19 protein-coding genes are annotated in these 16,957 nt (G+C 65.7%); 10 read left to right on the top strand and 9 right to left on the bottom strand.

Annotated features, from left to right (window positions below; genetic code table 11):
* Positions 1-11: 11 nt before the first annotated feature.
* From KQ910_RS14625 to KQ910_RS14635, 3 genes are read right to left on the bottom strand one after another with little or no spacing between them, the layout of a single operon-like run.
* Positions 12-770, bottom strand: coding sequence for an ABC transporter ATP-binding protein (locus tag KQ910_RS14625; RefSeq protein ID WP_216961568.1), 759 nt, complete (start codon positions 768-770; stop codon positions 12-14).
* Positions 767-1,918, bottom strand: a complete 1,152-nt coding sequence (locus KQ910_RS14630) for a branched-chain amino acid ABC transporter permease (RefSeq protein ID WP_216961571.1) — start codon at positions 1,916-1,918, stop codon at positions 767-769. The genes KQ910_RS14625 and KQ910_RS14630 overlap by 4 nt, the downstream gene beginning before the upstream one ends.
* Positions 1,919-1,922: 4 nt before the next feature.
* Entirely contained in the window at positions 1,923-2,798 is an 876-nt protein-coding gene (locus tag KQ910_RS14635) for a branched-chain amino acid ABC transporter permease (protein ID WP_216961574.1), read from the bottom strand.
* 141 nt (positions 2,799-2,939) lie between these two features.
* On the opposite strand from KQ910_RS14635, the gene KQ910_RS14640 reads away from it, so the two are divergent.
* The 3 genes from KQ910_RS14640 to KQ910_RS14650 are packed head-to-tail and all read left to right on the top strand — an operon-like array spanning position 2,940 to position 5,035.
* Positions 2,940-4,112, top strand: coding sequence for an acyl-CoA dehydrogenase family protein (locus KQ910_RS14640; protein ID WP_216961577.1), 1,173 nt, complete (start codon positions 2,940-2,942; stop codon positions 4,110-4,112).
* On the top strand, positions 4,113-4,577 hold the full coding sequence (locus tag KQ910_RS14645; protein ID WP_216961579.1) for a PaaI family thioesterase: 465 nt from the start codon (positions 4,113-4,115) through the stop codon (positions 4,575-4,577).
* Positions 4,574-5,035 (top strand): PaaI family thioesterase, encoded by a 462-nt coding sequence (locus tag KQ910_RS14650; RefSeq protein WP_068199910.1) that lies wholly within the window; start codon positions 4,574-4,576, stop codon positions 5,033-5,035. Before KQ910_RS14645 ends, KQ910_RS14650 begins: the two co-directional genes overlap by 4 nt.
* Positions 5,036-5,156: 121 nt before the next feature.
* Here KQ910_RS14650 and KQ910_RS14655 read toward each other — a convergent pair whose 3' ends face one another.
* A complete protein-coding gene (locus tag KQ910_RS14655; RefSeq protein WP_216961582.1) occupies positions 5,157-5,654 on the bottom strand; it encodes an SRPBCC domain-containing protein in 498 nt (165 codons plus the stop codon).
* A gap of 36 nt (positions 5,655-5,690) precedes the next feature.
* On the opposite strand from KQ910_RS14655, the gene KQ910_RS14660 reads away from it, so the two are divergent.
* From KQ910_RS14660 to KQ910_RS14675, 4 genes are all read left to right on the top strand, one after another.
* Complete coding sequence (locus KQ910_RS14660) at positions 5,691-6,431, top strand: transglutaminase-like domain-containing protein (protein WP_216961585.1); 741 nt, start codon at positions 5,691-5,693, stop codon at positions 6,429-6,431.
* The gene (locus KQ910_RS14665) at positions 6,428-7,642 is read left to right on the top strand and encodes a multidrug effflux MFS transporter (RefSeq protein ID WP_216961588.1); all 1,215 of its coding nucleotides are present in this window, start codon (positions 6,428-6,430) and stop codon (positions 7,640-7,642) included. The genes KQ910_RS14660 and KQ910_RS14665 overlap by 4 nt, the downstream gene beginning before the upstream one ends.
* A gap of 19 nt (positions 7,643-7,661) precedes the next feature.
* On the top strand, positions 7,662-8,585 hold the full coding sequence (locus tag KQ910_RS14670) for an SDR family NAD(P)-dependent oxidoreductase (protein WP_216961591.1): 924 nt from the start codon (positions 7,662-7,664) through the stop codon (positions 8,583-8,585).
* A gap of 77 nt (positions 8,586-8,662) precedes the next feature.
* Positions 8,663-9,823: a M20 family metallopeptidase gene (locus KQ910_RS14675; RefSeq protein ID WP_229600408.1), complete on the top strand. Its 1,161-nt coding sequence runs from the start codon at positions 8,663-8,665 to the stop codon at positions 9,821-9,823.
* A 43-nt stretch (positions 9,824-9,866) separates the two neighbouring features.
* Here KQ910_RS14675 and KQ910_RS14680 read toward each other — a convergent pair whose 3' ends face one another.
* Both KQ910_RS14680 and KQ910_RS14685 read right to left on the bottom strand, forming a co-directional pair.
* Positions 9,867-10,481: an NAD(P)-dependent oxidoreductase gene (locus tag KQ910_RS14680; RefSeq protein ID WP_216961594.1), complete on the bottom strand. Its 615-nt coding sequence runs from the start codon at positions 10,479-10,481 to the stop codon at positions 9,867-9,869.
* Entirely contained in the window at positions 10,478-11,377 is a 900-nt protein-coding gene (locus KQ910_RS14685) for an alpha/beta fold hydrolase (protein WP_216961597.1), read from the bottom strand. Before KQ910_RS14685 ends, KQ910_RS14680 begins: the two co-directional genes overlap by 4 nt.
* Before the next feature lie 65 nt (positions 11,378-11,442).
* On the opposite strand from KQ910_RS14685, the gene KQ910_RS14690 reads away from it, so the two are divergent.
* The gene (locus KQ910_RS14690; RefSeq protein WP_216961601.1) at positions 11,443-12,408 is read left to right on the top strand and encodes a fatty acid desaturase family protein; all 966 of its coding nucleotides are present in this window, start codon (positions 11,443-11,445) and stop codon (positions 12,406-12,408) included.
* Between the two features lie 70 nt (positions 12,409-12,478).
* Here KQ910_RS14690 and KQ910_RS14695 read toward each other — a convergent pair whose 3' ends face one another.
* The 3 genes from KQ910_RS14695 to KQ910_RS14705 form a co-directional block, all read right to left on the bottom strand.
* On the bottom strand, positions 12,479-13,042 hold the full coding sequence (locus KQ910_RS14695) for a hypothetical protein (RefSeq protein WP_216961603.1): 564 nt from the start codon (positions 13,040-13,042) through the stop codon (positions 12,479-12,481).
* Between the two features lie 107 nt (positions 13,043-13,149).
* A complete protein-coding gene (locus tag KQ910_RS14700) occupies positions 13,150-14,451 on the bottom strand; it encodes an aspartate aminotransferase family protein (protein ID WP_216961606.1) in 1,302 nt (433 codons plus the stop codon).
* Positions 14,448-15,053 carry a 2-hydroxychromene-2-carboxylate isomerase gene (locus KQ910_RS14705; RefSeq protein ID WP_216961609.1) on the bottom strand — a complete coding sequence of 202 codons (606 nt, stop codon included), beginning with the start codon at positions 15,051-15,053 and terminating at the stop codon, positions 14,448-14,450. Before KQ910_RS14705 ends, KQ910_RS14700 begins: the two co-directional genes overlap by 4 nt.
* A 92-nt stretch (positions 15,054-15,145) precedes the next feature.
* Between KQ910_RS14705 and KQ910_RS14710 the strand changes: the two genes are divergently transcribed.
* On the top strand, positions 15,146-15,910 hold the full coding sequence (locus tag KQ910_RS14710) for a glutamine amidotransferase-related protein (RefSeq protein WP_229600409.1): 765 nt from the start codon (positions 15,146-15,148) through the stop codon (positions 15,908-15,910).
* A gap of 78 nt (positions 15,911-15,988) precedes the next feature.
* Positions 15,989-16,951, top strand: coding sequence for an SPFH domain-containing protein (locus tag KQ910_RS14715; RefSeq protein WP_216963882.1), 963 nt, complete (start codon positions 15,989-15,991; stop codon positions 16,949-16,951).
* Positions 16,952-16,957 lie beyond the last annotated feature (6 nt).

A 16,957-nucleotide genomic window follows, 5' to 3' on the forward strand; every position in this document is an offset into this window, starting at 1 on the left:
CTCTTCTCCGCTCAGGCGCCGAGATAGGCCGCGATGACGTCGGGATGCGCCTGCACCTCGGCCGGCGTGCCCGAGGCCAGCACCTTGCCGTAGTTCAGCGCCAGCACGCGGTCGGATACGCGGTTCACCAGGGTCATGTCGTGCTCGACCATCAGCACCGTGACGCCGAGTTCGGTCCGGATGTCGCGGATCCAGAACGACATGTCGTCCGTCTCCTCGACGTTCAGGCCCGAGGACGGTTCGTCGAGCAGGATCAGCTTGGGTTCCGAGCACAGCGCGCGCGCGACCTCGACCACCTTGCGCACGCCGTAGGGCAGGCCCGCGATCAGCTTCTCGCGATAAGGCTGCAGGTCGAGGAACTCGATCACCTCCTCGACCTTGCGTCGATGCTCCTTCTCCGCGCGCCGCACGGAGGGCAGGAACAGGATTTCCTGCCAGAGCTGCGTCGTGGCGTGGCAGTGCCGGCCGACCAGCAGATTGGCCAGCATGGTCGCGTTCTCGAACAGCTCGATGTTCTGGAAGGTGCGGGCGATGCCGAGCTTGGCGATCTGGTGCGCCGGCACGTCGGTAATGTCGCGGCCCTCGAAGAACAGCTTGCCCGAGGTCGGGTCGTAGAGGCGCGAGATCAGGTTGAAGATCGAGGTCTTGCCGGCGCCGTTGGGGCCGATGATGGTGAAGATCTCGCCCTTCTCGACGCTGAAGCTCACGCTGTCGACCGCCTTGAGGCCGCCGAACTGGAGGGAGATGCCGTCGACCGTGAAGAAGCTCATCGGTTGCGCTCCGACTTCACGTAGGTCTTCTGTCGCTTGAAGGTCGCCTTCTTGTAGAGCGGGAACAGCTGGAAGAAGAGCTTCACCTTGAGCCAGCGTCCGTAGAGGCCGTAGGGCTCGAACAGGATGAACATCATGATGATCAGGCCGTAGATCGCGCCCTTGAGTCCGGCCGCGGAACCGATCGAGGACATGGTTTCGCGCAGCTTGCCAGAAGCCTCGGGCGACATGCCGAGCGACGACGCGAGGCTGGCCCCGAGCACCGGCACGTCGTCCTTCAGCGCCGTCAGGAAGGGGTCGACCATGACGATGAAGATCGCGCCCAGCACCGCGCCGTGCACGCCGAAGGCGCCGCCGATGATGATCACCATTATGAACTCGATGGAGAGCAGCAGGGTGAACATTTCGGGCGAGATGAAGGACATCTTGTGGGCGAACAGGACGCCCGCCATGCCGGTGAGGGCGGCGCTGATGGCGAAGGACTTGACCTTGTAGCCGGCCAGGTCGATGCCCATGCTCTTGCCCGCGGTCTCCGAATCGCGGATGGCGATGAAGGCCCGGCCGGTGGGGGAACGCAGCAGGTTCAGCGCCAGCAGGATCGAGCCGACCAGAACCAGCAGACACAGGAAATAGAACGCGTCGCTGTCTCGCGGCATGGGCTGGCCGAGCAGATCGAGCGTCCTGACCCGCATGCCCTCGTTGCCGTGCGTCACCGATTCCCAGCGGGCCAGGATTTCCTCGACGATGAAGGCGAAGGCGATGGTGGCGATCACCAGGTAGATGCCACTGAGGCGCAGCGCCGGGAAGCCCACCATCGCCCCGACCGCGCCGGTGATGATCGCCGCTGCCGGGAAATAGACGATGAACGGTATGCCCTTGCTCTGCATGAAGCCGGCCGTATAGGCGCCGATCGCGAGGAAGGCGGCGTGACCCAGCGAGGCCTGGCCGGTGAAGCCGGTGAGGATGATCAGCGCCACGCCCACGATGGCGTAGATGAAGACGAATACGATCTGGCTCTGCAGATAGCTGCCGATCAGGTAGGGCGCGGCGATCATCACCGCCAGCAACGCGCCGTAGGACCACCAGTAGCCGCCGTGTTTCAGCAGCTTGATGTCCTGATTGTAGTCGGTCTTGAAGACGAAACGCATGGGCTCAGACCTTCTTGCGCATGCTGGGACCGAACAGCCCGTGCGGCCGCACCAGCAGGACGATCAGGAGCACGACGTAGGGGGCGACATCCTTCCAGCCCTGCGGCAGGTAGAAGCCGGCCAGCGTCTCGATCACGCCGATGATCAGGCCACCGATCACCGCGCCGGGGATCGAGCCGAACCCGCCCAGAACCGCGGCGGGAAAGGCCTTAAGGCCGAGCGCCAGGCCCACGTTCGAATGGATGAAGGTGATGGGCGCCAGCAGCACGCCCGCCGTCGCCGCCACCGCCGCGCTGATCGCCCAGATCAGCGAGACCACGCGCTTCACGGGAATGCCCATGTAATAGGCGGCCAGCATGTTTTCCGAGGTGGCGCGCATGGCGGTGCCCATCCGCGTGTAGTTGAAGAAGGCGTAGAGCACGATGCACAGGATGACGGTGGCCACGATCACGGAGAGCTTGTCGTGGGCGATCACCAGGTCGCCGAGCTTCAGTACGCCGGTCGAGAAGGGGGTCTCGATCTTGAGGTCGTCAGTGCCCCAGATCATGCCGGCCAGGGAGCGCAGGAAGTAGCCTAGCCCGATGGTGGCCATGACGATCGAGAATTGCGGATAACCCAGGATGGGCCGGATGAGGATGCGTTCCGTGGCCATGCCGAACACGGCCATGCCGCAGACGGCGAACAGGAAGCCCAGCCAGTAGTCGAGACCGATCAGCCCGATGAAGGTGAAGACGAAGAACCCGCCCAGCATCATCAGGTCGCCCTGGGCGAAATTAACGACTTCCGTCGCCTTGTAGATGAGCACGAAGCCCAGCGCGATCAGGCCGTAGACGCAGCCGAGCGCGATTCCGCTCACCAGCTGCTGGATGAAATCGAGCATTCCCCTACCCTGTAAACCGGCCGTTTGTTGGCTTCGCGTTTAACTGGATTGATATGACATGGCAGCGCTGCGGAGAGTCAATGGATTTTCGCTCTGTGCGTTGTACTGTTGATCGATCAAGCGTCATCACCGGAGAAGCCCATGTCGCTCGCCGAGCAGGCCATCCCGTCGGGGAGGCCGCCGTCGCCGTTCTATACCGAGGAGCACGAGGCCTTCCGGAGCACCGTCCGCCGGTTCGTCGAGCGCGAGATCATGCCCCATGTCGACCAGTGGGACGAGGCGGAGGAGTTCCCGCGCGAGCTCTATCGCAAGGCCTCGGCCGCGGGGCTGATGCAGCTCGGCTTCCCGGAGGAATATGGCGGCGTCCCGACCGATCCGTTCTTCGGCATCGTCAAGGCCGAGGAGATGGCGCGCCACGGCAGTGGCGGGCTCAACGCCAGCCTGAACAGCCACACGATCGGCGCGCCCCCTATCGCGGCCCTCGGGCCGGAATGGATGAAGCGCAAGGTGCTGCCCGAAATTCTGGCCGGGGAGAAGATCAGCGCACTCGCCATCACCGAGCCCAGCGGCGGCTCCGATGTCGCGAACCTCAAGACCACGGCACGGCGCGAGGGCGACCACTATGTGGTCAACGGCTCCAAGATGTTCATCACCTCCGGCATGCGCGCCGATTACTACACGGTCGCGGTCCGCACCGGCGGGCCGGGGGCGGGTGGCGTCTCGCTGCTGCTGATCGAGCGCGACCGCGAGGGCTTTGCCCGCACCAAGCTTAAGAAGATGGGCTGGTGGGCGTCGGATACCGCCCAGCTCTTCTTCGACAATGTGAAGGTCCCGGTCGAGAACCTGATCGGCGAGGAGAATCGCGGCTTCATCGGCATCATGCTGAACTTCAATTCGGAGCGTCTGGGCATGTCGGCCGGCGCCTGCGGCTACGCCAAAGTCTGCCTCGATGAGGCGATTGCCTATGCCCGCGAGCGCCACACCTTCGGCAAGCCGCTGATCGCCAACCAGGTGGTGCGTCACCGGCTGGTCGATATGGCCATGCGCATCAACGCCGTGAAGTCCACGCTCGAGCTGCTGGCCTACCGGGTCGGTCAGGGCGAGAAGCCGGTCGCCGAGATCTGCATGTTGAAGAACCTCGCGACCTCGACCATGGAGTTCTGCGCCAACGAAGCAATGCAGGTGTTCGGCGGTGCGGGCTATCTGCGGGGCGCCAAGGTCGAGCGCATCTATCGCGAGACCAAGGTCATGTCGATCGGCGGCGGCTCGACCGAGATCATGAAGGATCTCGCCGCCCGCCAGATGGGGCTTTAGATGGAAAAGGACGCGCGCATCGCGCTCTTCCAGCAATGGTTCTCCGACAACATCCCGCACAACAAGGCGCTGGGCCTTAAGGTGATCGGCGCCTCGCGCGGCTTCGCCTCGATGCAGCTCGAGTGGCGCGAGGAGCTGGTCGGCAATCCCGAGACGGGCGTGCTGGCGGGCGGTCCGCTCACCGCCATGCTCGACGGCTGCTGCGGCATGTCGGTCGCCACCATGCTCAAGGCGCCCGAGCCCTTCGCGACGCTCGACCTGCGCATCGACTATGTTCGGCCGGCGGAGCCCGGCAAGCCGGTGATCGCCGAGGCCGAATGCTATCGCATCACGCGGTCGGTCGCGTTCACGCGGGCCTTCGCCCATCACGGCGATGCCAAAGACCCGATCGCGGCCGCCGCCGGAACCTTCATGCTGGGGACCAAGGGCAAGGCCACCAGGCCGGCACTGGCGGACAAGCCATGAGTGCCTTGCTCGAACGCCTCGCTGAGGCACGCAAAGAGGGCAATGTGGCGCGCCTGGCCGAGGCCATTCCCTATGCGCGCTGGATGCAGATCGCGCCGGAGAACGGCACCGGCGAGCTGCTGACCCGCATGCGCTTTCATCCGGAGCTGATCGGCAACACGTTCCTGCCGGCGATCCACGGTGGAACCCTGGGCGCCATGCTGGAAATGGCGGCGATCTTCCATCTCCTTTGGGAGACGGAGACCGAGACGGTACCGAAGATCGTCAACATCACCGTCGACTACCTGCGCTCGGCACGCCCGGTCGACGTGATCGCCTGCGCCAAGGTGACGAAGCAGGGGCGGCGCATGGTCAACGTCTTCGCCGAAGCCTGGCAGGAGGATCGCTCCCGCCCCGTCGCCACCGCCAATGCCCATTTCCTGGTCAAGTCCGACGCCGACGCGCCGCCGTCGCTCTGAGAAGAAGGATCCTTCGCTGCGCTCAGGATGACACCGTTTTCTGCCGGGGCGCTCTGCGCCAGCCTCAAAAATCATGTCATCCTGAGCGCAGCGAAGGATCCTTGCTCGGTCGCCGATAAGCTCACCCCAGCGGGTTGCTCAGATCGACGCCGTAGTGCCGGGCGTTCAGCGCCATGTAGTGATCGCGGCCGTGGACCGGATCGCCGCGAACGGCGGCCTCGACCATATCCATGAAGGTGTGCCACCCCATGGCGTTGAGCTTCACGAAGCGCTCCTGCACCGGCAGATGCTCGAGCGTGAACGTCGTGCCCTCGACGGCCGCCGCCAAGGTCAGGATCAGGTAGGATTCGGGATACGGCGAGGTCGCGTCGCCCGGATTGTAAACGTTCCATGTGTAGGCAATCCGGCCGGGCGGTTGCCATTGCGTGACTACGCCCCGGATATGGCCGCCCATCAGCGAGACGGCGCCGCCGACCCGCGGTTCGATGGCTCCGTCGCCGTACCAGCCGGGAAGGCGGCCGGTGTCGGCGAGGAAACCCCAGGCCTGGGCAGGCGGGCCGGGAAGGCGCCGTTCGAAGCGCACCATATGCGCATGGGTGAATTGCGCGCCGTCGCTCATGGACTTTCCCGCCTCTTGGCTTAAAGAAAACGCCGCATGGATTACGATTCCCTCAAGACAGCGGGCGACGACGTCGTTCGTGACGGCGCCAGCTTCGAGGCCTATCGGCTGCCGGGCGACTTGATCGATTCACAACACCCGATAATCGTGGCCTATGCAAGGCGTGTGGCCGGCGAGGGCAGCGACCGGGACAAGGCGCTGCGCCTCTACTACGCCGTGCGCGACGAGCTGCGCTACGATCCCTACAACACGCCGATGAAGCGCGACGCCTATCGCGCCAGCACGACGGTGGCGGCGGGTCACGGTTACTGCGTGAACAAGGCGGGCGTCATGGCCGCGGTCTGTCGCGCCGCCGGCATTCCGGCCCGCCTCGGCTATGCCGACGTGCGCAACCACATGACGACGCAGCGGCTTTCGGAGCTGATGGGCAGGGACGTCTTCTACTATCACGGCTACACCGACGTCTGGCTGGACGGGCGCTGGATCAAGGCCACGCCCGCCTTCAACCGCGAGCTCACCGACAAGTTCGGCCTGAAGCCGCTCGACTGGGACGCCGTGGGCGATTCGATCTATCACCCGTTCGATCTGAGCGGGCGCCGTCACATGGAATATCTCGCCTACCGCGGCGTCTTCGCGGATATCCCGTTCGAGGAGATCCGCGGCGCCTTCCGCCACTATTACCCACGCCTGACCAAGGCGCAGGAGGAGATGGCTCCGGGTGGCGATTTCGGCGCCGAGGGCGCGGCAGAATCAGGGATCGGGGCGAAGACCAAGTGAATCTCGCACCGCGGTCGCCCGCCTACATTGCCCTGCTGGTTGCACTGGGCAGTTTCGGCCCGCTTACCATGAGCATCTACACCCCGGTCATGCCGTCGGTCGGCCACGAACTGCTGGCGACACCGGAGAATGTGAAGCTCACGCTCACGACCTACATGCTGGGCTTCGCGGTCGGGCAGCTCTTCTACGGGCCGCTCAGCGACCGTTACGGGCGCCGGCCGGTCCTGCTGGGCGGGCTGCTGTTCTTCACGATCACGAGTTTCGCCTGTTCCTTCGCGCCGTCGATCGGCGGATTGATCGGCCTGCGCATCCTCCAGGGGCTGGGTGCGGCCTCAGGCTCGGTGCTGGGCCGGGCGCTGACGCGCGATGCCTACACGTTCAAGGAAATGCCGCTGGTCATGAGCTGGATCTCGCTCGGCCAGAACATTGCACCCTCCCTGGCGCCGACCGTCGGCGGCTTCCTCGGCGAATGGGCGAGCTGGCGGGCGACCTTCTGGTTCGTGGGCGGCTTCGGCACGATCCTGTTCCTGGTGACGCTCGCGGGTCTGCGCGAGACCAACAAGTTCCGCAGCGAGCGCATCGACCTGTCGAGCCTGCTGCGTGGCTCGGGCGAGATGCTGCGCGACCGGCGTTTCCTCGGCCACATCCTGCCGCTGGGCTTCGCCTTCGCGCTGAACTTCGGAATGCTGGCGGGCGTGCCCTTCGTGCTCCAGGAGAGCATGGGCTTCAGCCCGCGCGAATTCGGCCTGATCGTGCTGCTCTCGGTCGGCGGCTTCACGCTGGGCACCTTCGTGAACAACCGGCTGGTGGGCCGCGTCGCACCGGTCGACATCATCATGTTTTCCGGCTGGTTCCACGTGGCGGCATTGGTCGGGATGGCGGCTCTTTCGCTCGCCGGCATCGTCACCTGGTGGGCCATCGTCGGGCCGCACATGCTGCTGAGCTTCGGGACCGGCATGATCGTGGCCAATGCCAATGCCGGCGCCGTGGGGATGTATCCGCGGCTGGCCGGCACGGCCTCGTCGCTGGCAGGCCTCGCGCAGATGGGCATGGGGGCGATGGGCACCGTCGCCGTGGCCGCACTCACGGTCGTCGGCAGCCGCTATATCGCCATGCCGATGGTGATTGGACTGGCGCCGTTCGCCGTTGCCACGGTGCTGAGCGCGCGGTTGTTGCGCGGCGAGCCGCGGACACCGAAACTGGATCAATAGAAGAGGGAGAGAGAAGACCATGACGAACATGCTGAAGGACAAGGTCGTGCTTGTGACCGGCGCGGGCGGCGGCATCGGCCGCGAGATGGCGCTGCTGGCAGCCCGTGAAGGCGCCAAGGTCGTGGTCAACGACCTCGGCGGCGCGGTCGACGGCGAGGGCAGCGGCAGCGCGACGGCGGCCGAGAAGGTCTGCGAGGAAATCAAGGCGGCCGGCGGCCATGCCGTTCCGAACGGCGACAGCGTCTCCGATCCGGCCGGCGCCGAGCGCATGGTCAAGGCGGCCGTGGAGAATTTCGGCCGCATCGACGGCGTCATCAACAATGCCGGCATCCTGCGCGACCGCATCTTCCATCGCATGAGCCACATGGACTGGAAGATGGTCATCGACGTCCATCTGAACGGCTCGTTCAACACCAGCCGCGCCGCCGCCAACTACTTCAAGGAGCAGAAGTCGGGCGCCTTCGTGCACTTCACCTCGACCTCCGGCCTCGTCGGCAATTTCGGCCAGGCCAACTACTCGGCCGCCAAGATGGGCATCATCGGCCTGTCGCGCTCGATCGCGCTGGACATGGCGGCGTTCAACGTCCGTTCGAACTGCATCTCGCCGTTCGCCTGGACGCGCATGATCGGCACCATTCCCGCCGACACCGATGCCCAGAAGGCGCGCCTGGAGCGCTCCAAGAAGATGACCCCGGCCAAGATCGCGCCGATGGCCGTCTACCTGCTGTCGGACTCGGCACAGGAGCAGGGCATCACCTCGCAGATCTTCGGCGTGCGCATGAACGAGATCATGCTGTTCAACGCCAACCGCCCGGTACGCTCCGTGCACAACTCCGAGGGCTGGACCCTGGAGGACATCGCCGAGCACGCCGTACCGTCGATGAAGCCCTACTTCACCGACCTGAAGCGCTCGCCCGAGTACTTCACCTGGGATCCGATCTAGGTCCCAGACGCCAACAGCCCCTCATCCCGGGAAGGCGACGCCTTTGCGGGATGAGGGTCGCCAACCGGAGTTGAGAGATGGCCGCCGAGAGCATGAAGAACGAGCCAAAGATCGATCCCAAGGAGATCCTCGAAGGGATCGTCGAATGGATCGAGATCGAGAGCCCGAGCCACGACGCGAAGGCGGTCAATCTCATGGTCGACAAGGTCGAAGGCCAGTTCCGCGACCTCGGCCTCGACCTCGATCGCACGCCGGGCCGCGACGGTTTCGGCGACATCCTGGAAGCGAAGACCCCGGCCGAGTGGAGCACGGGGCAGGGCAAGGGCATCCTGGTCCTCGCGCACCTCGACACGGTGCATCCGCTGGGGATGAAGGAGAAGGAGCTGAAGATCCGCCAGGAAGGCGACAGCGTCTTCGGTCCCGGCATCTACGACATGAAGGCGGGCGGCTACATCGCCTATTACGCGCTGCGCCACCTGATCCGCCAGGGCAAGAAGACCAAGCTGCCCGTGACGTTCCTGTTCATTCCCGAGGAAGAAGTCGGCAGCCCGACCTCGCGTGCCCGCATCGAGGAAGCCGCCCGGGGCCACAAATATGCACTGGTGATGGAGCCGGGGCGCGACGGCGACAAGGTCGTCACGTCGCGCAAGGGCGTCGGCCGCTTCACCCTGACGGTCAAGGGCCGCGCCGCCCATGCCGGCGTGCGCCATGAAGACGGCCGCAGCGCCATCCTGGAAATCGCCCGCCAGATCGTGCGCATCGAGGAGAAGACCGACTACGCCCGCGGCATCACCTGCAATGTCGGCCTTATCCGCGGCGGCTCGGGCGTCAACGTCACGCCGGCCGAATGCACCATCGACGTCGACCTGCGCGTGCCCAGCATGCAGCTCGCCGAGGAGATGACGCACTGGTTCCTGAACCTCGAACCGATCGGCAAGGAAGTAGAGCTGACGGTCGAGGGCGGCATGAACCGGCCGCCCTACCAGAAGGACGCGGGCATCACCGATCTCTTTCAGAAGGCGCAGGCGATCTATCGTGAGATCGGCAAGGAACTGAACGACGTGCCCCTGACCGGCGGTGGCAGCGACGGCAACTTCACCGCCGCGCTGGGCATCCCGACGCTCGACGGCCTCGGCGCCGACGGCAAGGGCGCCCACGCCATCACCGAGCAGATCTATTATTCCTCGCTGCAGCCCCGCACCTACCTCTGCGCCCGCCTGCTCGAGACGCTGGAGTAGGAGCTGCGTGTCGCCCGAGCGGAGCTCAGGGTGACAACATCGCCTAATACGCCGCGGTAAACCGCTTGCGGAGGTGCTTGGGCTTCTCGATCTCGTTCACGATGGCGACCGCGAAGTCCTCGCGGCTGATCCGGCTCTCGCCGTTCTTGTCTTCCAGCAGTTGATCCTTGCCGAGCCGGAACTTGCCGGTGCGGTCGCCGGGCTGGATCGAGGCGGGCGGCGAGATCGCCGTCCAGTCGAGATCCTTGATCTTGCGCACCTCTTCCAGCGCCAGCGACGCAGGCTTCGAGGTCGGCGGCTGGATGCCGCGATCAGCCATGTGGTCGAGATGGGTGCGGCCGTCGGCGCGCAGCAGGCTGCCGGCGCCGACCACGAACAGGACGCGCTTCACGCCGCTGGCACGCACGGCCTCCAGCACGTGATGGACGCTGGCCTCGTTCCACTTCACCGAGGCCACGACGATGTCGTGGCCCTTGAGGATGGACGCCATCGACACGGCGTCCGTGGTGCTGCCCTGCCGGACGGTCATGCCGGGGCGCGGCTTCAGCTTCGAGCCGTCGCGCGTGATGGCGGTGACGCTGTGTTTGCGGGACAGCGCCTCATCGAGGACGTGGCTGCCGATATTACCCGTGGAGCCGATGAGGGCGATGGTCGTCATTCTGGCGTTTCCTTCATGAGATCGCGCAGGGCCGCGACCGTTTCGGCCGGCGCCTCCTGGGGGACGTTGTGGCCGATGCGCGGCAGCATGCGCCGCTCGTATCCGCCGGTAAACTTCTCGGATTGCCCGTCGCGATCCGACGCGGGGCCCACGCCGTCGGCGGCGCCGTGCAGGTTGATGGTCGGCACCGCGATCGCCGGCTGCTTTGCCAGCTCCGCTTCGAGCGGCTCCAGCATCGGATCGCCCTTGGTATAGCCGTAGCGGTGCCGATAGGACTGGATCACCACGTCGACGAAGTCGGGATTGTCGAAAGACGACGCCGTCCTCTCGAACGCCGCCTCGTCGAAGGTCCATTCCGGCGACCACAATTTCCACAGGAGCCGGCAGACGTCGCGGCGGTCCTTCGTCAGGCCCGCGCGGCCGCGCTCCGTATTGAAGTAGTACTGGTACCAGAGCCGATGCTCGGCGGCTGCCGGCGCCGGCTCGACCGAAGCGGCGATGTTCTGGAGATTGTAGCCGGTGCAGCTCACCAGGCAGCGCACACGCGCGGGCCACAGCGCCGAGACGATGCAGGCCGCCCGGCCGCCCCAGTCGTAACCCGCCAGTGCTGCGCGTTCGATGCGGAGCGCCTTCATCAACTGGTGCAGGTCGTGGCCCAGCGCCGCCTGCTCGCCCGAGCGCAGCGTGTCCGGGGACAGGAAGCGGGTCGGGCCGTAGCCGCGCAGATACGGCACCAGCACCCGGTTGCCGTCGGCCGCCAGCGCCGGCGCCACCTCGTCGTAGGCACGCACGTCGTAAGGAAAACCATGCAGCAGGATCACCGGCGCGCCATCGGGCGGGCCGTGTTCCTCGTAGGCGACGTCGAGGACGTCGGTGCGGACGGATTTGCGTTGCATCCACCAACATATAGCTGCACCCAGCCGGCGTTGACAGTCGCCCGTGCCGCGACCAGCCTCGCAGAATGAGCCGGATCGGCGAATTCCTGACCCTGGAGCAGACCCGGAGGCTCGGCGCCCGGTCTAACCTGATGGGCGCGCTCCTGGTGCTGCATGCCTGGGGGCTGATCGCGGTCGCCATGGCTCTCTTCGCCTGGTGGCCCAATCCGTTCACGTTCCTGCTGGGGGTCATGCTGATCGGCGGCCGCCAGCTCGGCATCGCGATCCTGATGCACGACGCCGCGCACGGGCTGCTGTTCGCGGAACGTCGCCTCAACGACTGGGTGGGAAGCTGGCTCTGCGCCTATCCGGTCTTCACCAGTCTCACGCTCTACCGGCCTTACCATCTGCAGCATCACCGCTTCACCCAGCAGCCCCAGGATCCCGATCTCGGCCTGTCTGCGGCGTTTCCGACCAGCCGCACCAGCCTTCGGCGCAAGATCGTCCGCGATCTCACGGGGCAAACCGCCTTCCTGCGGCGGGGCGAGCAGCTTCGTCGCGCGCTCGGGCCCGCCGACGCGCCGCTCGCCATGCAACTGGGCAACCTGTGGCGCAAGGAGAAGGGACCGCTGGTCGCGAACGCTGTCCTGCTCGCGGGCCTGTCGGCCATCGGTTACTGGTGGCTGTACCCCGTGATGTGGCTGCTGCCGCTCGCGACCTGGTATCAGCTCGTGAGCCGCATCCGGAACATCGCCGAGCATGCGGTGGTGCCAGACAATGACGATCCCCTGCGCAACACGCGCACAACCCACGCCAATCCCCTGATGCGGCTGCTGGTGGCGCCCTACTGGGTGAACTATCACCTCGAACATCACCTGTTCATGTTCGTGCCCTGCTGGCGCCTGCCGCAGGCGCATCGCGCCCTTCTGACGGCAGGCCGCGGTCCGTCGATGGAGCTGAAGCCGGGTTATCTCGCCGTCCTGAAAGCCGCCACCACGGGCGCGTCGCGCGACGGCCATGGCCCGGGCGAAAGGACTGCACAGCACATTTGAAGCAGCCCACAAAAGAAAAGGCGGCCCGGGCGGGCCGCCTTTTCGTCTCTTCCTGTTCGACTCGTCTTGCTTACTGAGCCGGGCAGGCGTGAATGTTCATCTCCGGGCCGAGATCGTACGGCGGCGGCACCTGCGCCAGCGTCGTGACCTTCGGGTCCATTGCCCAGTCGAAGGCACGCTTGCCGCGGGAACAGAAATCCTTGTCCGTCGGTGCGCGCTGCGCCGTGCGGTTGGCGATCTCGGTCACGAACACGTCGGTGTTGAAGCGCTTGCGGCCGGCGATCTGCGACAGCGAGCGGGCGTTGGTTGCGAACTCGGCGCGGAACTTGCCGACGAAGTCGGCGTAAACCTGCTCATACGCGCGGCGTCCACCGGGGCCCTGGCACTGAAGGGTCACCACCTGCAGCTCCTGCTGCACCATGCGGGCGCGCACGATGGAGAGGTCGGCCTCATTGTAGCAAATGGCCCGGATCTGATTCGCGGGAGGCGAAGGCGGAACGGCTGCCTGATAGTCGGCCGCCGGGGCCTTCGCGGGCGCCGCTGCGGTCTTGGTCTGGCCAAGCGTGCAGCCGCCCAAGGCCAGGATACTTCCTGTAAGAACTGCCGCCTGTGTAAGCCTCTTGAACATCCGCATACTCCCAACGCCGTTGGCCCGGAAACCGCAGCGGGTACAACAGTTAGACGCCCGTTTCAAATCCAAATACCAGTTACGGGGGAGGAAGCGCCGAATTCGCTCAATTTTCACTGTAAAGCTTTGGTGAGCGCCCGGTCGAAGATCTCGAGGCCGAGGTCGATTTCCGCTTCGTCCACCGTGAGAGGAGGCGCGATGCGGAAGATGCCGAAGCCGCCGCGAACGGTGCTGGTCATCATCCCAAGCTCCAGGCAGGTGCGGGCCACCGTCTGTGCGAGTTCGGGGTCGGGCGTGCGGGAGCGCCTGTCCTTGACCAGGTCGAGGCCCAGCAGAAGCCCCCGTCCCCGTACATCGCCGATACAGTCGTAGCGCTGCTGCAGCGCCATCAGTCCGTCCTTCAGGCGCTTGCCGAGAGTTGCCGCGTGTTCCGTGAATTTATCCCGCAGGATGACCTCGATCACCTTGAGCCCGACGGCCGCAGGCAGGGGGTCGGAGGCATGCGTCGTATAGAATAGGAAACCGCGCTCGGCGGCCACGTCCTCGATCTCGGGCGTGGTCAGCATGGCGGCCAGCGGCAGGCCGGCGCCCAGGGTCTTGGAGAGGGTGAGATACTGCGGCACGACGCCGTCGCGTTCGCAGGCGAACAGGGTGCCGGTCCGGCCGAGGCCGGTCTGCGCCTCGTCGAAGATCAGGTGCATGTCGCGCTCGCGGCATTTTCCGGCGAGAGCCGCCATCCAGCCTTCGGGCGGTTCCAGCACGCCGCCCGAACTCAGGATCGGCTCGACGATGCAGGCTGCCAGCGCGCCGCTCGACTGGCGGTCGATTAGCTCAAAGCCGAAGTCGAGTTCGCTCCGCCAGTCATAGACGCCGCGATCGTCGATGAAGCGCGAACGGTAGGTGTCGGGTGCGGGCAGGACCAGCGCGCCCGGCTGCGGCGGCCCATAGCCCTTGCGGCTCGACGAGTAGGTGGCTGCGGCAGCGCCGCCGGTGACGCCGTGCCAGGAACGGCTCATCGCCACGATCTCGTGCCGGCCGGTCACCAGCTTGGCCATGCGGAGCGCCGCCTCGTTCGATTCGCCGCCGGTCGAGACCAGTAGTACGCGGTCGAGCTTGCCAGGCGAAATTCTGGCGATCAGGGCCGCCAGCTCGACCACGGGACGCGACAGGATCGTCGAGTAGAGGTGGTCGAGCTCGCCGATGTAGTGACGCGCCACCTCGACGATCTCGCGATGACTGTGGCCCAGGATGGCACTCATCTGGCCGGAGGTGAAATCGAGGATCTTCCGCCCGTCGGCGTCGGTGAAGTAGTTGCCCGCCGCGCTCTCGGCGATCAGGGGCGAGAAGGCGCCGCCATAGCGCACCAGGTGGGCGTTGGCCTTGGCCCAGAACTCAGGATCGGCGTTGCGGCTCATGCGGCCTCCAGAGCGGCCTTGACCAGCGGCATGCGGTCATTGCCGAAGAACATGTCGTTGCCGACGAAGATCGTCGGGCTGCCGAAGCCGCCGCGGGCGATCAGCTCGTCGGTATTGGCGCGCAGCCGCGCCTTGCAGGACTCCGTTTCTATGCCGGCGAAGAAGCGCTGGCGCTCGATGCCGGCGCGCTGGGCGATGTCGGCCAGCACCTCTTCCCGGGAAAGGTCGCGGTCGCCGCCCCAGTAGGCCTCGAAGGCGGCGGTGGCGTAGGGGGCGAGTTTCCCCTCGTCGAGCGCGACGAAGGCACCGCGCATGCATTTGACGCTGTTCACCGGGAAAATCGACGGCGGGAATTTTATGGCGAGACCGTAGAGGCGGGCCCAGTCCTGCATGTCCTTCAGACTGTAGGCCTGCTTGAGCGGATTGGGCTTGGCGCGGTTCTCGTAGACCGTCTGGTTGACTGCGTTGAACACGCCGCCGACCAGGATGGGCTTCCAGACGATCTCGGCTGCCGTTTCCCGCGCCACCGCCTGGATCGCGTGGAAAGCAAGATAGGTCCATGGACTCGAGCAATCGAAGTAGAAATCCAGCTGCCGCGCCATTTCGTCCCCCTGGAAGCCGTTCGCCTTGTCGTTGCCATACATGGCGCGTATTTTGCAAATCCATGACGGTACCGACTGGCCAGTGTAGAGAAATGGGCCCTAAAAAAATCGCCATCGTCGTGCATCAGCAGCATTCGCGGCCCGGGCGGGTCGGCGCCCTGCTTGAACAGCGCGGATACGAACTCCATCGACTTTGCCCCAATCTGGGCTGCAACCTGCCCGAGGACATGTCCGACTATGCCGGCGTGGTGATCTTCGGCGGCCCCATGTCGGCCAACGACTGTGGCACGCTGGCGGGCATCAAGTGCGAACTCGACTGGATCCCCAAGGTCGTCGATGCCGGCGTCCCCTTCCTCGGCCTCTGTCTTGGCGCCCAACTCCTGACGCGCGCGGCGGGCGGGCGGGTTGGGCCGCACCCCGAAGGCCTGGTCGAGATCGGCTATGTCGACGTCGAGCCGACGGAAACGGGCCGCGCCTGGTTCAGGGCGCCGATGAAAGTCTATCAGTGGCATCGGGAAGGCATGACCATTCCGGACTGCTGCGAACTGCTCGCGACCAACGACCGCTACCCGGTCCAGGGCTTCCGCTGCGGGCCGAATGCGTTCGGTTTCCAGTTCCATCCCGAGGTAACGCTCGAGATGAAGAGCATCTGGACCCTGAGCGCGGCGGAGCGCCTGAAGATGCCGGGCGCACAGCAGCGCGGCGTCCACCTCTCGATGCACGCGCTCTACGATCCGCCACTCGACCGCTGGATCAACGGCTTCCTCGACCGCTGGCTCGCGACCGATCAGCGGATTTCGGCTCCGTCCACCAGAGAAGCCGTTGCGCAACCCGAGTTCGCCGCCGCCGCCGACTAGCGGCGCTTCTGGCGGCAAGTTGGTCCCACGCGCCGGCATGGGCTAGGGTCCCTGTGAAATCCAGGGAGACGCTCAATGTTGTCGGGTGCGCTGATATTCGTGTTGGCCGTCGTCCTCGTGGCGCTGGTGCTGATCTTCGCCGGCGTGAAGACGGTGTCGCAGGGCACCAACTGGACCATCGAGCGGTTCGGCCGCTACACGCGCACCCTGGCGCCCGGGCTGCATTTCATCGTGCCCTTCGTCGACACGGTCGGCCGCAAGATGAACATGCAGGAGAACGTCCTCGACATTCCGGGACAGAAGGTCATCACCAAGGACAATGCCACCGTGCAGGTGGATGCCGTTGCCTTTTACCAGGTGGTCGATGCGGCGCGCGCGGCCTACGAGGTCCAGAACCTTCATCTCGCCATCACCAACCTGGCGCTGACCAACATCCGCTCGGTCATGGGCAACATGGCGCTCGATGAAGCCCTGTCGAAGCGCAACGACATCAACAACACCCTGCTGGCCGTCATCGACCAGGCGACCGGCCCGTGGGGCGTCAAGGTCCTGCGCATCGAGGTCAAGGACATCGCGCCGCCCGAGGATATCGTGGTCGCGATGGGCCGGCAGATGAAGGCCGAGCGCGAGAAGCGCGCCACCATCCTCGAGGCCGAGGGCGTGCGCGAATCGAGCATCCAGCGCGCCGAAGGCGAGAAGCAGTCGGCCATCCTGACCGCCGAGGGCCGTCGCGAAGCCGCCTTCCGCGATGCCGAGGCACGCGAGCGCATGGCGCAGGCCGAAGCCAAGGCCACCTCGGTAGTGGCCGAGGCGATCGCCGGCAACGGCGTGCAGGCGACCAACTACTTCCTCGGCACCAAGTACGTCGAAGCGCTGTCCAAGATGGGCTCGAGCCCCAACGCCAAGGTGTTCTTCCTGCCCGTCGAAGCCGCCGGCGTCATGGCCTCGATTGCCGGCATCGGCGAACTGGCCAAGGAGGCGCAGGCGCGCGGCGTCGAAGCCAGCGGAAGGCCACGCGGCTCCGTGCCAAACGCGGGCTAGACCACG

This window comes from Reyranella humidisoli (genome assembly GCF_019039055.1).
Lineage (GTDB): Bacteria > Pseudomonadota > Alphaproteobacteria > Reyranellales > Reyranellaceae > Reyranella > Reyranella humidisoli.

What these genes read in the sequence shown, in the direction of transcription:
- KQ910_RS14710 (WP_229600409.1), top strand. Translation starts at nt 15,146, where the DNA reads ATGGGCCCTAAAAAAATCGCCATCGTCGTGCATCAGCAGCATTCGCGG.
- KQ910_RS14680 (WP_216961594.1), bottom strand. Translation starts at nt 10,481, where the DNA reads ATGACGACCATCGCCCTCATCGGCTCCACGGGTAATATCGGCAGCCAC.
- KQ910_RS14685 (WP_216961597.1), bottom strand. Translation starts at nt 11,377, where the DNA reads ATGCAACGCAAATCCGTCCGCACCGACGTCCTCGACGTCGCCTACGAG.
- KQ910_RS14630 (WP_216961571.1), bottom strand. Translation starts at nt 1,918, where the DNA reads ATGCGTTTCGTCTTCAAGACCGACTACAATCAGGACATCAAGCTGCTG.
- KQ910_RS14660 (WP_216961585.1), top strand. Translation starts at nt 5,691, where the DNA reads ATGGATTACGATTCCCTCAAGACAGCGGGCGACGACGTCGTTCGTGAC.
- KQ910_RS14700 (WP_216961606.1), bottom strand. Translation starts at nt 14,451, where the DNA reads ATGAGCCGCAACGCCGATCCTGAGTTCTGGGCCAAGGCCAACGCCCAC.
- KQ910_RS14625 (WP_216961568.1), bottom strand. Translation starts at nt 770, where the DNA reads ATGAGCTTCTTCACGGTCGACGGCATCTCCCTCCAGTTCGGCGGCCTC.
- KQ910_RS14640 (WP_216961577.1), top strand. Translation starts at nt 2,940, where the DNA reads ATGTCGCTCGCCGAGCAGGCCATCCCGTCGGGGAGGCCGCCGTCGCCG.
- KQ910_RS14650 (WP_068199910.1), top strand. Translation starts at nt 4,574, where the DNA reads ATGAGTGCCTTGCTCGAACGCCTCGCTGAGGCACGCAAAGAGGGCAAT.
- KQ910_RS14695 (WP_216961603.1), bottom strand. Translation starts at nt 13,042, where the DNA reads ATGCGGATGTTCAAGAGGCTTACACAGGCGGCAGTTCTTACAGGAAGT.
- KQ910_RS14690 (WP_216961601.1), top strand. Translation starts at nt 11,443, where the DNA reads ATGAGCCGGATCGGCGAATTCCTGACCCTGGAGCAGACCCGGAGGCTC.
- KQ910_RS14635 (WP_216961574.1), bottom strand. Translation starts at nt 2,798, where the DNA reads ATGCTCGATTTCATCCAGCAGCTGGTGAGCGGAATCGCGCTCGGCTGC.
- KQ910_RS14705 (WP_216961609.1), bottom strand. Translation starts at nt 15,053, where the DNA reads ATGGCGCGGCAGCTGGATTTCTACTTCGATTGCTCGAGTCCATGGACC.
- KQ910_RS14645 (WP_216961579.1), top strand. Translation starts at nt 4,113, where the DNA reads ATGGAAAAGGACGCGCGCATCGCGCTCTTCCAGCAATGGTTCTCCGAC.
- KQ910_RS14655 (WP_216961582.1), bottom strand. Translation starts at nt 5,654, where the DNA reads ATGAGCGACGGCGCGCAATTCACCCATGCGCATATGGTGCGCTTCGAA.
- KQ910_RS14675 (WP_229600408.1), top strand. Translation starts at nt 8,663, where the DNA reads ATGGCCGCCGAGAGCATGAAGAACGAGCCAAAGATCGATCCCAAGGAG.
- KQ910_RS14670 (WP_216961591.1), top strand. Translation starts at nt 7,662, where the DNA reads ATGACGAACATGCTGAAGGACAAGGTCGTGCTTGTGACCGGCGCGGGC.